This window comes from Enterobacter sp. RIT637, from assembly GCF_019718755.1.
Classification (GTDB): domain Bacteria; phylum Pseudomonadota; class Gammaproteobacteria; order Enterobacterales; family Enterobacteriaceae; genus Enterobacter.
Map to the genome: position 1 here is coordinate 21,083 of NZ_JAIHAZ010000012.1, position 14,512 is coordinate 35,594.

Annotated in this window: 8 protein-coding genes and 1 pseudogene; 2 read left to right on the forward strand and 7 right to left on the reverse strand. The window is 56.9% G+C overall.

What is annotated here, in order from left to right:
• Window positions 1-8: 8 nt before the first annotated feature.
• From K5E19_RS16555 to K5E19_RS16580, 6 genes and pseudogenes are all read right to left on the reverse strand, one after another.
• Window positions 9-2,143 (reverse strand): annotated as a pseudogene (locus K5E19_RS16555) (DUF3274 domain-containing protein).
• Entirely contained in the window at window positions 2,140-4,659 is a 2,520-nt protein-coding gene (locus K5E19_RS16560; RefSeq protein WP_221552150.1) for a type VI secretion system Vgr family protein, read from the reverse strand. The pseudogene K5E19_RS16555 and the gene K5E19_RS16560 overlap by 4 nt, the downstream one beginning before the upstream one ends.
• Before the next feature lie 555 nt (window positions 4,660-5,214).
• Window positions 5,215-6,579: an efflux transporter outer membrane subunit gene (locus K5E19_RS16565; protein WP_059347361.1), complete on the reverse strand. Its 1,365-nt coding sequence runs from the start codon at window positions 6,577-6,579 to the stop codon at window positions 5,215-5,217.
• Entirely contained in the window at window positions 6,579-9,689 is a 3,111-nt protein-coding gene (locus tag K5E19_RS16570; RefSeq protein ID WP_221552151.1) for an efflux RND transporter permease subunit, read from the reverse strand. Before K5E19_RS16570 ends, K5E19_RS16565 begins: the two co-directional genes overlap by 1 nt.
• The gene (locus K5E19_RS16575; protein WP_221552152.1) at window positions 9,689-10,810 is read right to left on the reverse strand and encodes an efflux RND transporter periplasmic adaptor subunit; all 1,122 of its coding nucleotides are present in this window, start codon (window positions 10,808-10,810) and stop codon (window positions 9,689-9,691) included. The genes K5E19_RS16570 and K5E19_RS16575 overlap by 1 nt, the downstream gene beginning before the upstream one ends.
• Window positions 10,811-10,958: 148 nt before the next feature.
• The gene (locus K5E19_RS16580; RefSeq protein ID WP_221552153.1) at window positions 10,959-11,528 is read right to left on the reverse strand and encodes a TetR/AcrR family transcriptional regulator; all 570 of its coding nucleotides are present in this window, start codon (window positions 11,526-11,528) and stop codon (window positions 10,959-10,961) included.
• 186 nt (window positions 11,529-11,714) lie between these two features.
• Between K5E19_RS16580 and K5E19_RS16585 the strand changes: the two genes are divergently transcribed.
• A complete protein-coding gene (locus K5E19_RS16585; protein WP_221552154.1) occupies window positions 11,715-12,134 on the forward strand; it encodes a GNAT family N-acetyltransferase in 420 nt (139 codons plus the stop codon).
• Here K5E19_RS16585 and K5E19_RS16590 read toward each other — a convergent pair.
• The gene (locus K5E19_RS16590; protein ID WP_221552155.1) at window positions 12,131-12,778 is read right to left on the reverse strand and encodes a TetR/AcrR family transcriptional regulator; all 648 of its coding nucleotides are present in this window, start codon (window positions 12,776-12,778) and stop codon (window positions 12,131-12,133) included. The two genes, K5E19_RS16585 and K5E19_RS16590, sit on opposite strands and share 4 nt — an antisense overlap.
• Before the next feature lie 78 nt (window positions 12,779-12,856).
• Here K5E19_RS16590 and K5E19_RS16595 point away from each other — a divergent pair, with 78 nt between their 5' ends.
• Window positions 12,857-14,356, forward strand: coding sequence for an MDR family MFS transporter (locus K5E19_RS16595; RefSeq protein ID WP_221552156.1), 1,500 nt, complete (start codon window positions 12,857-12,859; stop codon window positions 14,354-14,356).
• Window positions 14,357-14,512 lie beyond the last annotated feature (156 nt).

The following is a 14,512-nucleotide window of genomic DNA, read 5'->3' on the forward strand; positions in this document are numbered from 1 at the left end:
TCTTACCCTTAAGCCAGCTGGCTGTCACTTTTAGGTTTAGGCATTTCCCATTGAAGGAGCTTTATCTTCTGGAAATCTTCCGGTCTGACGGTTCCCATCTCAATATCCATCAGGTTACGCGAACGAGGTCGAATACCGATATAATCATTTTCCACACCAAAATCGCCCAGCGGCAGTACCTCATCAGGCTTATTCATAAAGTTTTTAGTCCCGGCAACTGGCAATCTCCCAGAACGATAATATTCTCTCGCATCAGCATTACCATTCAACGGATCACGCCAGTCGGCACGATGCAACAGGCTTTCCCAGAATTTACCGGCTTTGTAGTCAAATGACTTGCACTGGCCGATTGCCAGGTCGAACGCCATCGCGTGCGAAGGTGCGAACTCGCTCATAACAATTGACGAATGCTGGCTGTAGCTTACCGGGTCAGCTTTTTTCCATTCTTTTTCAAGTTCTTCACGGGTTTTCATCCAGGTAATGGACAAAACAGGATAATCTTTAGAACCAGTAACTTCCCCGTGAATAACGGTATGCTCCCGGCCATTACTTTCCACATTCAGCTCAGCTGGTGTTAAAACGTGCCCAGGCTTCCAGCTAATACGCTGATAACTGTTAAGCATATACATCGCAGAATCCGTGCGTTTGATGGCACTGGCTTTAGCCGAATACGATATATAGGCATCAGGGCTCTCCGGGTCGATATAATACGTATACGGCTTGTCACTCGTTTTAGGGTCATTATCCGGATGGTTATCCTGCCCCTGTAGTTTGAAAATAAAGGGCTCCGGCAATTCTTCACCGTTTACCACTACGTCATGGGCGCGGTAGCTGGCATTCGGGAGAAACGAATATTTTGCATCACCCTCTTTTCGTTGTGGCAACTCAAAGGGTTTAGTGTCAGGTGCTTTCCCTACTTCGCCGTGTTGATAAAAAACTCGCTGGAACAGGTTAGGGATGCCATCTGCAATTTTCTGAGGGATCCCTCGCCAGCCAAATCCCTGCACATTTTCCAGCGATACAACGCCATCATTTGGACAGAAGTAGTTATACACTTTACCGTTATTGTTACGTCCATAGCGGTCATCAGCCCGCAACGGATTATCAGAAGGTTTACGCAGCGTACAGGAGGCTTCAAGGGCAAGTAATTCATCCTCGTCTAATATCCCTCCTCCTTTCCACTGCGTATGCATCAAGCTACAGAAGTTTTTGAATGTCTTCTGCCTGGCGGCATCCGTCTGTTGATATCCGGGCTGAATATTTTCAGCCATGCGGGACTCCAGTGAATAAGGGGAATGATTAAGGATGACGCAGTTCACCGGATCCATTGTTTCTTGTTTGACGAGCATATTCGCCAGCATGGTGATGATGGTACCCTGGCTATGGGCTACCACGTTGATCACATCCTTTGCCGTTACCGGGTTTCGGCGGATGGTAAGAATCAAGTCCGCTAGCCGCTGAGCCGCAAAAACTGATAGATTCGGTGCGGGTTTTCATAAATGGGGTGAGTGTAATCCCCGTCGTTCATATGCAGTGATGCAAATCCCACCGCTGCCACGCCAAAACCTCCCGCTCCTGGCCCCAGCATATCGGGAATGTTGGTAGTCGCATTGGCGAACGTACCGCCACCTTTTGCAAAATTTGAATCAAGACCATTCTTGAGGTTGTCATTCTGATACTTAAACGAACCCTTACCGTCATTACCCAGCGCGGCCTTGTTCGTCTCGTTATCTTCCTGATAGGCGTCATAAGGCAGCTGGGCACCGGAAGAAAGTTTTCCGACTTCATCCCGGTACCGCTTCTGGTCTGCCCGGTAGTCTTCATGTGTAACAGGCTTATACCCCCAGTAGAATGGGATAACAGGCGAACGGCCAGGATGGGTAATGCGGTACTCTCCCCATTCATGCGCGTAAAAGTCCTGACGATTAAGACGTTTACTCAGACCGGCAAGAATGCCTTTCTCCTGATTCTGGTACGCTTCGCCCACGTCGTTCACTCCGTGAATCAGAATCACAATCCCCGGCATCGGGCGCGGTACACCTACGCGGCGCGTCTGGGCAACCTCACCCAGACTTTTATGTACCGGGATATCCCCTTCAGAAATCACCCGTGGCGCGTACGGGCTTTGTTTGGCTTCCGTCATTCCATTAACTCCATTTTGTAGGTATCCAGGTCATCGGCATCGAGCAACGATGAATGACCGTTGCTGTCCGTCACGCCTTCCACCACTTTCCCGGCCGAGCTGGTCAGTCTGAATTTTTTGTTCGCGAGAATTTGCTCCGGATCGTCTCCGGCATGCAGCTGGTAGCGGAGTTTAAACGCACCCTTATTGAACGGCGGGACAGTGACCTGCGCACTTTCCGGGCCGTCGTACTTCAGGTTTGGCGCTTTCAGTTCGATTCCCGTCGGTGAGAAGAGTGTGACCAGACCATTAGGGCTGATACGGATCCCGCCGCCACCGCAGACAAACTGCATCCCCTCTTTAGCGCTGCCGTTCATCTTCCCGGCGGTACTCGCCATCGTGAAATCCTTCTGCGAAAGCAGGTGCATTTCGCCGCGCTGGGCCTGCGTCGTGATGTCACCGGCACCGGCAATCATCTGAATGCCGAGCTTGCGGGCGAACAGCGAGAGTTTTTCCCCCACGACCAGCGAGAATTTTCTTACTACGTTCACGCTGGCATCACTGCCTGCCGTGGCAATAAGGTCTTTTCCGGCTGACAGCTGCAGGCTGTCTGGCGTGACATGCGCCTGCCCTTTTTCGGCATAGGTCAGCAGGCCCGCACCAGTGAGGTTTTTCAGCATCTGGCTCAGCTGGTTTTGCTGATCGGTTTCCACATTCCCGGCCCCGGCCGTCGCCGCTGATTGTTGCAGCGTCATCGCCAGTGACAGCGCTTTTTCCAGTTGTGCAATGGCGGCCGTCATATCCAGCTGTTTGCCTGCCGCGCGCGGCTGGGCCTCCGTGGTGAGTAATACCCCTTTAGCGGCACGCAGCGCCATCCAGTCATCGGTACGGGCCTCCAAGCCTTCCCCGCGCTTTTTCCCTTCGGCGTCCACCAGGTGGCCGACGCTGACCTGCCCCTTACCGTGCTCCGTGGAAATTTTGATGTGTTCCTGCCCGCGCCGGTCCTCAAGACGAATCTTGTTCGACGCAGCCGTACGGATCACGTTGCGGGTGTCGTTGCGGTTTGTGACCAAATCCGGATGACTGCCGTCATGCATGACGTGCGCGATATACGGCCTGTCCGGATCGCCGCCTTCAAAGGCAACAGCCACTTCTGTGCCGTCCAGCAGCGGGAAGTGAAAACCGAACACATCCCCGCCGTACGGCCTGCCCAGACGCATCAGCGCGCTTTCAAAACCGTCCCGTTTTTCATCAAGATCAAAATCAAACTTCACGCGGTAGCGGCCCTGCGCATCGACTCCGGCATATGTATGATCGCGATTGATGGCCGCCACGCGGCCGGGCACCGTACCGGCTATTACCGGCCGCGGCAGATACTCCGGACGGTAGCTGTAGCCGTTCAGATAAGGGATACCCTTCAGGATGGCGCGGTAGTGCTGTGCGCGACTGCCGGATAGCGTCATGGTGGTCACAAGAAATCCGGGCTTAAACCCGTCAGGAATATCCCCTGTCGGGTGAAACATCACGCCCGGCAGCAGTTCCGGATCGCTGGTTGTCACCCCCAGTACGCTCTGTTTGTTCAGCAGGCGTTCATAACGCAGACGTGCGTAGAACGAGGCTGTTTCTGCCTCCTGGCCGTAAAAGTCACCTGCAGCCATAAAGTGATCGGCGTAGTGGTACTGTTTTCCACGGGTTATCCCGTGAGGAATGTCGTTCCCTGCAATGGTTTTATCCGCCTGTGGGGAAAACGGATCGCGGTAGTTATAGGTGCGGACCAGTACATTTTCGGGGATGAGCTGGTACTGCTCTTCGAGTTCGGTTACATACTCTTCATGACTGGTCATGCCGGAATGGCGGACGTATGGCAGCTGCTTATTGCTGAAAACATAGCGGCGACCACCGTCACCGAAAATCACCACCGTTTCACCTTGTACTTTGTCGTGATTTTCAAAGCGGAACCAGATCCCGACTTCGGCCAGCAGACGGCGGATAAACTGGAGATCGGTTTCCTTCCACTGGATAATCATTTCACGGCTGGGGTAGTTGTGGCTCAGTTGGTCAAAATCGATGTTGTAACCCTGAAAATGCCCGCTCTCCTTCATCAACTTCGTGACGAGCTCAGGCACTGTCATGTCCATGTACACGGCCGAACGGTAGTTCCGATCCAGCAGCGCCAGTTCATGCTCCAGCACGCACTCATACAGGGCTTCATCGGCGGACGACTTCAGACGGGAAAATGATGTGATCACGCCATTAATCTGGCGCACCGGCAACCAGGATTCCTGATTGTGCCAGGTCGATTTCGCTTTCGGGTTAGGCGCGCGCAGAATAAATTCAGCCATCTGGTTCAGAACGTCTTTCACTGCAATGTTCGGATTCGGACTGGTGAAGCGAATGGTATAACGGTAGGGCTTACTGAGTTCTTCTTCCCCGCAAAAAGAATGAACATCCGGTGAAACGTTTTTACTTCGTGGGAAATACAGTAAATAACGATTCAGGGTATCCTGTTGTTGAACCGTGTCTGATTGTCCTGCCATCGTCAAAATCCTTTTGATAAAGCAATAAGGTTCATCAAAATAATACGCTTTCAGGCTGGTTATTAAAATACCATTCCACAAAGTAGAGTAAAATAGTACAAAACATTATTTATTCACTGAATAAATAAATATATAACAAGCATTCACGAATCAAATTAAATGCTGAGGGGAACCCCCGCATAAATATAACAATGCAGGATATTCAATTAAGCACTTCGGGGCGGCAAGAAATCTTTGCAGATTGGGATAAATACATCCATTAATATTTGATATCTGTGGTTAACGGATTATTTGGGCCTGTTCTGATATAAATCAGATAGGAGGTACCGGCCATCTGCTTATGCGAGTTATCCACCGTTGTAATATCAATCCGTAAATCACCTGCTACGGTAGAGCAGACAAACCAGCAGGCAGACCAGGTGCGCAGCTTTCATCAACAACCCCCTTTAGAAGTCACATGCTTCCCATGAAATATATCGTTACATTCAGTGTAGCGATTCCAGCCGAAAGTATGATTTTCTCTTTTCTGCGCATGAGAATCGCCCACCGATGAGGTTACTGGATCCCCCCGCCCAGCGACTGCCACAGCGTGATGCGGTTTTCGAGGTCGGTTTGCTGCAGCGCAATCAGTGATTCCTGCGCTGACCACAGCGACCGCTGCGCGGTCAGTACCGTCAGATAATCCCCCGCGCCCGCCTTATAGCTGCGCGTTGCCACATCCAGCGTTTTTTGCTCCGCCGCGACGTACTCACGCTGGGCGTCGAGCTGCTCGCTCAGGGTTTCACGACGCGCCAGCGCGTCGGCCACGTCCTTAAACGCGCTCTGGATGGCTTTCTCGTAGGTGGCGATCAGCCCCTTCTTCTCCGCTTCCGCGTAGCGCAGCTGTGCCAGGTTGTTCCCGCCGCTAAACAGCGGCAGGGTGATGGACGGCGCGAACGACCAGACCTTCATACCGTGGCTGAACAGGGAGGAGAGTGAGTCGCTGCCGACGCCCGCGCTGGCGGTCAGCGAAATGGTCGGGAAGAAGTTGGCGCGCGCCGCGCCGATGTTGGCGTTGGCGCTCAGCAGGTTATGCTCGGCTTCCTGAATATCCGGGCGGCGCAGCAGCGCGCTGGAGCTGACGCCCGCCGGGATCAGCGTGATGGCGTTGTCGCTCAGGCTCTCCAGCGTGCCGGGCAGCAGGTTCTCCGGCACCGTATCGCCCGCCAGCAGATTGAGGGCGTTTTTGTCCTGCATCACCAGCGTCCGATAGCTCGCCACGCTGGCGCGCGCCTGCTGGTACACCGCCATCGCTTCACTGACGTCCGTCGCCGCCGCCACGCCAACGTCCTGCTGGCGCTTCACAATCTTCAGCGAGTTCGCGGCGCTCTCCATCGTGGATTCCGCCAGCGCCAGGTTGCTGTTATCCGCCGCCAGCGTCACCCAGGCCGTGGTCAGCTCGCTAACCATCGTCAGGCGCGTATTCTGCGCAGTGAATTCGCTGGCAAGCCAGGTTTCACGCGCGGCGCGGGAGAGGCTCTGGTTGCGGCCAAACAGATCCAGCTCGAAGCTGGAGACCGCGCCGTTGGCTTCGTCGCTGGTGGTCACGCCGCTCGCCAGCGTGCGGCTGCGGGTGTGGCTCAGCTCGGCGTCCACCGTCGGGAACAGGGACGAGCGCGTTTCACCGTACTGGGCGCGGGCGGCGTCGATATCCGCAATCGCTTTTTGCACGTCGCGGTTGCTGTTCAGCGCCATCGTCACCACGCTTTTCAGCCGCGCGTCGTTCATCACCTGCTGCCACTGGCTCACCACGGCCGTGGCTTCACCGTGCGCGCCGGGTAAGGTTGCCGGGACGGGGGCGTCCGGGCGTTGATACGTCGGGTCTAACGACACACAGCCTGCGCTCAGCAGGGCTAACGCTAAAATAGATACACGAAACATTATGACCTCCGGTTCGCGTGTTTACCGGAGAACAGACGTTTCACCAGTACAAAGAATAAAGGGACGAAGAAGATCGCCAGCAGCGTCGCGGCCAGCGTCCCGCCGATAATGCCGGTACCAATTGCCACGCGGCTGTTGGCGCCTGCACCGGTTGCCACGGCCAGCGGCGTCACCCCTGCGATAAACGCCAGCGAGGTCATGATGATCGGACGCAGACGCGTCTGAGCGGCACGCAGCGCAGCGCGGGTCAGTGAGTAACCTTCCGCGACTTTGGCTTCGGCAAACTCGACAATCAGGATGGCGTTCTTCGACGACAGGCCGATGGTGGTGAGCAGCGCTACCTGGAAATAGACGTCGTTGTTGAGGCCGCGCAGGGAGGCGGCGACGGCCGCGCCCAGCACGCCAAGCGGGATCACCATGATGACCGAAATCGGTACTGACCAGCTCTCATACAGCGCTGCCAGGCACAGGAACACGACCAGGATGGAGAGGGCATAGAGGCTCATCGCCTGACCGCTCGCCAGTTTTTCCTGCAGCGACAAACCGCTCCACGCCCAGGTGCTGCCGGACGGCAGATTATTCGCCAGCTGCTCCATTTTGCTCATCGCCGTGCCGGAGCTTGCGCCGCTGGCGTTTTCGCCCTGAATCTCATACGCCGCCGAGCCGTTGTAGCGCACCAGGCTTTCCGGGCCGTACTCCCAGCGGGTGGTGGCGAAGGCGGAGAACGGGGTCATGGTGCTGTCGCTGCCGCGCACATACCATTTGTTGAGATCCGACGGCACGGCGCGATAGTCGCTGTCGCCCTGGATGTAGACCTTTTTCACGCGGCCGCGATCGATAAAGTCGTTCACGTAGGTCCCGCCCCAGGCGCTGGAGAGGGTGTCGGTGACGTCGCTCAGGGACAGCCCCAGCGACACGGCCTTGTTGTTGTCGATATCCACCTGAAGCTGCGGCATCTGCGGCAGATCGTTGGCGCGCACGGCGTGCAGCGAGCTGTCCTGGTTGGCTTCGCCAATCAGCTGGTTACGCAGCTTCAGCAGGGCGTCGCGGTCGGTGCCGCCGCTGGCCATCAGCTCAAAGGTAAAGCCGTTGCTCTGACCCAGACCGTCCACCGCAGGCGGCGTCATGGCAAAGATGGTCGCATCGCGGATGGTGCTCAACTCCTGTGTGGCGCGCAGGGCGATGGCCTGAGCGGTATTCTCATCGCCTTTACGCTCTGACCAGTTTTTCAGGGAGACAAACGCCATCCCGGCGTTCTGGCCGCTGCCGCTGAAGCTGAAGCCTTCAATGGTGAAGATCACGTTGGTGTTGGCTTTCTCTTTGGTGAGGAACCACTCGCGCACCTGGCGGCTGACTTCGGCGGTACGTACCGTCGTCGCACCGGCGGGCAGGGTGTACTGCACCATGATTTCGCCCTGGTCTTCCGTCGGCAGGAAGCTGCCCGGCAGCTTGAGCATGGCGAAGCCCATCGCGCCGCAGAGCAGGGCGTAGATGACCAGCATGCCGCCGGAACGGCGCAGAGCGCGCAGCACCTTGTTCTGATAGCCGCGCTCGGTCCTGCTGTAGAAGCGGTTAAACGCGCCGAAGAAGCCCTTTTTGTGCGGCGTCGTGTGGCTCAGGATCGAGCCGCAGAGCGCGGGCGTCAGGGTCAACGCCACCACCACGGAGAGGAACATCGCCGAAATAATGGTGACCGAGAACTGACGGTAAATCACCCCGGTGGAGCCGCCGAAGAAGGCCATCGGCAGGAATACTGCAGAGAGCACCAGCGCAATGGCGACCAGCGCGCCGGAGATTTCGCCCATTGATTTTTCAGTGGCTTCCCGGGCGGGCAGCCCCTCGTCGCGCATAATACGCTCGACGTTTTCCACCACCACGATGGCGTCATCCACCAAAAGTCCAATCGCCAGCACCATCGCAAACAGCGTCAGGGTGTTGATGGAGTAGCCGAACAGCGCCAGCACACCGAAGGTGCCCAGCAGAACGACAGGCACCGCCAGCGCCGGGATCAGCGTCGCGCGGATGTTTTGCAGGAACAGGTACATCACCACCACTACGAGGATAATGGCTTCGAACAGGGTCTGAATCACGTCCTCAACGGAGATCTTAATGAACTCTGTGCTGTCTTTCGGGTAGGCCACGTCGTAGCCTTCCGGCATCGACTTTTTGAACTCAGCAATCTTGTCTTTTACCGCCGTCGCAGTGTTGAGCGCGTTCGCACCCGGTGAGAGCATGACTGCCATACCCGCCGCTGGGTGGCCGTTGAGCTTCGCGGTGGCGGTATAGTCTTCGCTGCCCATCTCCACGCGGGCGACGTCGCTGATGTGCACGACCGCGCCGTTGGACTGGCTCTTCACGATGATGTTTTTGAACTGATCCACCGTCTGCAGGCGAGACTGGGCGCGCACGGTGGCGGTCAGCTGCTGGGCGTTCGACGAGGGCAGCGCGCCGATTTTACCGGCGGAAACCTGCACGTTCTGCGCTTCAATTGCGCTTTGCACGTCGGACGGCATCAGCGAGAAGGACGCCAGCTTCGCCGGGTCGAGCCAGATGCGCATCGCATATTCTGCACCGAACACCTGCAGGCTGCCGACGCCCTCCACGCGCGCCAGCGGGTCCTGCATATTGCTCACCAGCCAGTCGGCGATATCCGAGCTGCTGGCGGTGTCGGTTTTATCGTACACGCCCATGATCAGCAGGAAGTTGCTCTGGGATTTCTCGACGGTAATGCCGGACTGCTGCACCTCGGTTGGCAGGCGCGATTCCGCCTGCTGAACCTTATTCTGCACCTGCACCTGCGCGGTGTCCGGGTCGGTTCCTTGCTCGAAGGTGACGTTGATGCTCACCGATCCGTCCGAGCTGCTGGTGGAGGTGAAATAGAGCAGGTTATCCAGCCCGGTGAGCTGCTGCTCGATCACCTGCGTCACGCTGTTTTCCAGCGTCTGCGCGGAGGCGCCGGTGTAGGTGGCGGAGATTTTGATCGACGGCGGGGCGACGTCCGGGTACTGCGCCACCGGCAGCGAGCGGATCGCCAGCATCCCGGCGAGCATGATAAGAATGGCGATAACCCAGGCAAAGACCGGGCGACGCACGAAGAAACGTGAAAACATCAGGCATTTCCTCCGCTGGCTTTCATCTCTTCGGCCTTCACTTCCTGCCCGGCGGTCACTTTGTCGGTGCCTTCCACAATCAGCTTATCGCCCGCCTTCAGGCCGCTCAGCACCAGCCATTTGTCGCCGTAGGTGTCGCCCGTCTCCAGCTGGCGCTGCTCGACCTTGTTGCTGGCATTGACCACCAGCGCGGTGGCGGTGCCTTTGGCATCGCGGGTGATGCCCTGCTGAGGAGCCAGGATCGCGTCGTTCATGATGCCTTCATCCACCCTGGCGCGAACGAACATACCCGGCAGGAGCTGATGATGCGGGTTCGGGAAGACGGCGCGCAGCGTGACGGAGCCGGTTGATTCATCCACCGCCACTTCGGTTAACGCCAGGCGGCCTTTCTCGCTGTAGGTGCTGCCGTCTTCGAGGATTAACGACACGCTTAGCGTATCGCTATTGGTGGCGAGGGTTTGCTTGCGTAAACGCAGCAGATCGGCGCTGGAACGCGTGAGATCGACGTACATGCTGTCCAGGCCGCGAACGGTGGCGAGTGCGGTATCCTGCTGGGCGGTCACCAGCGCGCCGGGGGTCACGGAGGAGATGCCGATGCGTCCGGCAATCGGCGCGGTCACCGTGGTCCAGTTGAGGTTAATGCGCGCGCTCTCCTGCGCGGCCTTCTTTGACTCGACGCTGGCCTTGTCCTGCGCGCAGGTGGACTTCGCGTCCTCTGCGTCCTGACGCGACACGCCGTCGTCTTTTACCAGCTGCGCATAGCGCTGGGCCTTCTGGCAGTCGGCCTGCACCAGCGCCTGCGCCTGCTTCAGCGCGGCGGCGGCTTCATCGTAGGCGGCGCGGTAGCTGGAAGGGTCGATTTGATACAGTGCCTGCCCGGCCTTGACCGTATCGCCTTCGGTGAACAGGCGCTTCTGGATAATGCCGCCTACCTGCGGGCGCACTTCGGCGCTCATGGCGGCGGTGGTGCGGCCCGTCAGCTCGCTGACGACGGACACCGGCTGGCTCATGAGCGTGACAATCCCCACTTCCGGAAGAGGACGCTGGGGAGCAGATGTTTGCGCATTATCGCACCCTGTCAGGAGGAGTAATGCCGCGATGGAGGTTGTTATGGTTTTCATAATCTTTTTCCAGGGTGAACGATGCCTGCCCTGTTAATCGCTTAACAGGGAGGAGGGCTAGTTAAAGGCACAGCGATACCGCATCTCTGGCTGAGCCAGAAATGTAAAAAAGGGGAATTACTTATTCCCGCTAATTATTCATATGCGATTACTTCGCAGTGAAAAGCATATTTAAAATATCCTGATAAAGAGGTTCTAATTGTTCTGACGGTACTTTTAACGGCGCGAGTCGACGGTAAATCGTTCCTTCGATCATCACGGCGGTAATCTCCACACAGCAGCGAATATGCTCATCGCTCAGGTGCGGAAACTGCTTTTTCAGGTGCGCGCAGGCGTTGGCGAACATGCGCGATTCGGCTTCGATCAGCATGGCGGCAACCTGAGGATTACGCGTGGCCTCGGCGGACATTTCCAGCATCAGGGCATCGTCATCCTCGTTGAGCGTTTGCCGCCAGGCGAGGGCCTGCGGCATCCCTTCAACCAGCGTTTTGCCCTGCATCTCCTCGATGCGCGAGTCGATGATGCGGCGGATCATCTCTTCGATAATCGCGTCTTTGTTACTGAAATAACGGTAAATTTGTCCGACGCTGAGCTTCGCCTCGCTGGCAATCTGCGACATGCTGGCGGCGTGAAACCCGCTGGCGCGAAAGCAGCGGCGCGCGGCGGTGATGATCTCGTCCTGGCGCAGTTTTTGTCGTTCTTCCAGCTTTGTGCTCATCGTCGGCTACCGTGTAAAAGTGAGAATGATCGTTCTCATTATACGTTTTAGGTGCGTATTGGAAAGGCTTTTTTTATTTACATATTGAATGAATATTTCCTGGATTAAACAATGGAGGAAATAAGGAGTTTTTATGAAGGTTAAGCTGTGAGATATTCAAATTGCGCTGAAAATAAGGAGAGCAATATGCAGTTGAGCATCACTAAAAAAGTCACACCTGAAGAGAAAGAAGAGTTATTTGTAGGGTTAAGAGCCTATAACGGGCAGTTTTTAGATATGGCGAACTTTAGTGGCGACATTGGCGTTTACGTACGTGACGATAATGGCGTAATGCTGGGCGGGTTAATCGGGGCGCGTAAAGGAGAATGGTTGAATATAGATTATCTCTGGGTCAGCGAATCCCTGCGCGGCTCCGGCGTGGGCAGCAAGCTCATCAAAACGGCAGAAGATGAAGCCCGACGCCAGGGCTGCAAGCACGCGCTGGTCGATACCGTCAGCTTCCAGGCGCGCCCGTTCTATGAAAAACAGGGCTACCGGCTGCAGATGTCTTTGCAGGATTATCCCCATGCGGGCATGCAGCGCCACTATCTGGCAAAGGCGCTTTAACCGCCGATCCCGGTGCCGATTACGGCAAGCGCATGACGGACAATAATCTCCGGCGAGAGGGATTTTAGCCTCTCGTCATTGCGCATGCGTGAAAACGGCACCAGCACCAGGCTCAGCAAGGTGGTAAACAGCAGCTCCGGTGCCAGCGCCTGATTCAGCTTCCCTTCCTGCTGCCAGCCTTTGATGGTGGCAAGCGTCGCCTGATACTTCTCGTCACCAAACCGCGCCTGAAGATGAGTGCGCAGTACCGGCATTTCGCCAATCACCTCCTGCATCCACAGCGGTGCAAACCAGTGATACTGTTCCGCCAGTTCGGCCAGCACCTTAACCATTTCCGTCAGGGCGTTCACCGGCGAATTCCGGTTATCGGCGAAAATCGTCCCGATCCGCTCGCGTAACGGCAGAAAACGCTCCTCAATCATCGCATCCAACAGTTGCTCACGGGAGTTGAAGTAATAGTGCAGCATCGCGGGCGTGACGCCCGCTTCTTTGGCAATGGCGTTGAGTGACGTGTTGGCGATCCCCTGACGGGAAAAGAGGTTCAGGGCGATATCCAGCAGCTGTTCGCGGCTGGCGGTGACGCGTTTACCCCCGCGAGGGCGGCCGGGGCGGCGCGGTTCAGAATTGTCTTTTAATGCTGGCATGACCACGGTGCCTCTTGATCTTATTCATTACTTCCACAAATATTAATTATGCAATTAATTAATTTCAAGCGATCTCTTATGGAATCCGACGTAATGACTCAACCCGCGCAAAAAGCGCCGTCGATTAAGCTGCTGTTCAGCGCGCTGCTGCTGGTGATGCTGCTTTCTGCGCTTGATCAAACCATCGTCTCTACCGCGCTGCCAACCATTGTCGGTGAGCTGGGCGGCCTGGATAAGCTCTCCTGGGTAGTGACGGCGTACATACTCAGCTCCACCATCGTGGTGCCGCTGTACGGTAAATTCGGCGATCTGTTTGGCCGCAAAATCGTCCTGCAAATCGCCATTGTGTTGTTCCTTGCGGGCTCCGCGCTGTGCGGGCTGGCGCAGAACATGACCCAACTGGTGCTGATGCGCGCCCTGCAGGGGCTGGGCGGCGGCGGCCTGATGGTGATCAGCATGGCCGCTGTGGCGGACGTGATCCCGCCTGCCGATCGCGGGCGCTATCAGGGGCTGTTTGGTGGCGTGTTTGGGCTGGCGACGGTCATCGGGCCGCTGATCGGCGGGTTTATCGTTCAGCACGCCTCCTGGCGCTGGATTTTCTACATCAACCTGCCGCTGGGGCTGTTTGCGCTGCTGGTGATTGGCGCGGTATTCCACGGCAGCGCGCGGCGCAGCAAACATGAGATTGACTATCTGGGGGCGATTTACCTCAGCATGGCGCTGCTGTGCATCATCCTGTTTACCACCGAAGGGGGCACCGTTCGCCCGTGGAGCGACCCGCAGCTGTGGTGCATTCTGGCCTTTGGCCTGACGGGGATCGCCGGGTTTATCTATGAGGAGCGGCTGGCGTGGGAGCCGATTATTCCGCTGTCGCTGTTCCGCGACCGCAGCTTCCTGCTCTGTAGCCTGATTGGCTTTATCATCGGTATGTCGCTGTTTGGCTCGGTCACCTTCCTGCCGCTTTATTTGCAGGTGGTGAAAGACGCTACGCCAACGCAGGCAGGCCTGCAGCTCATTCCGCTTATGGGCGGGCTGCTGCTGACCTCCATTATCAGCGGGCGGATCATCAGCCGTACCGGGAAATATCGCCTGTTCCCGATCCTCGGCACGCTGCTCGGCGTGGTGGGGATGTTTTTACTGACGCGCATTTCAATCACCTCGCCAACCTGGCAGCTTTATCTGTTCACCAGCGTGCTGGGGATGGGGCTGGGCCTGGTGATGCAGGTGTTGGTGCTGGCGGTGCAAAACAGCGTGTCGGCGGATCAATACGGTGTAGCGACGTCGGGCGTTACGCTGTTCCGCTCCATCGGTGGGGCGATCGGCGTCGCGCTGTTTGGCGCGGTATTCACAAATATTCTGCAATCGGGGCTGATGGCCAGCCTTCCGGAAGGCGCAGAACTGCCGCGCGAGCTGAACCCGACCGCCATCCATCATCTGCCTGACGCTCTGAGGCTGGACTACCTTGATGCGTTCGGCTCGGCCATTCACGCGGTGTTCCTGCTGGCGGCAGGGATTATGGTGCTGGCGTTTGCGCTGTCGTGGTTTTTACGGGAAGCGCCGCTGCGTCGGCAGGCGTGATGCCCATCGCCCGGTGGCGCTTTGCTTACCGGGCCTACAACACCTGCGCGCGTAGGCCGGGTAAGCGCAGCGCCACCCGGCAATAGGCCGCATATAACTTATCCTTCTTATTGATTCCTTTTCGTTTTTTAGCGCGTCGTCGCGTTGTCGATATAG

Excerpts from the sequence above, each read along its gene's own strand:
- K5E19_RS16580 (WP_221552153.1), bottom strand. The coding sequence starts at position 11,528 with ATGAGCACAAAGCTGGAAGAACGACAAAAACTGCGCCAGGACGAGATC.
- K5E19_RS16595 (WP_221552156.1), top strand. The coding sequence starts at position 12,857 with ATGGAATCCGACGTAATGACTCAACCCGCGCAAAAAGCGCCGTCGATT.
- K5E19_RS16585 (WP_221552154.1), top strand. The coding sequence starts at position 11,715 with ATGCAGTTGAGCATCACTAAAAAAGTCACACCTGAAGAGAAAGAAGAG.
- K5E19_RS16575 (WP_221552152.1), bottom strand. The coding sequence starts at position 10,810 with ATGAAAACCATAACAACCTCCATCGCGGCATTACTCCTCCTGACAGGG.
- K5E19_RS16560 (WP_221552150.1), bottom strand. The coding sequence starts at position 4,659 with ATGGCAGGACAATCAGACACGGTTCAACAACAGGATACCCTGAATCGT.
- K5E19_RS16570 (WP_221552151.1), bottom strand. The coding sequence starts at position 9,689 with ATGTTTTCACGTTTCTTCGTGCGTCGCCCGGTCTTTGCCTGGGTTATC.
- K5E19_RS16590 (WP_221552155.1), bottom strand. The coding sequence starts at position 12,778 with ATGCCAGCATTAAAAGACAATTCTGAACCGCGCCGCCCCGGCCGCCCT.
- K5E19_RS16565 (WP_059347361.1), bottom strand. The coding sequence starts at position 6,579 with ATGTTTCGTGTATCTATTTTAGCGTTAGCCCTGCTGAGCGCAGGCTGT.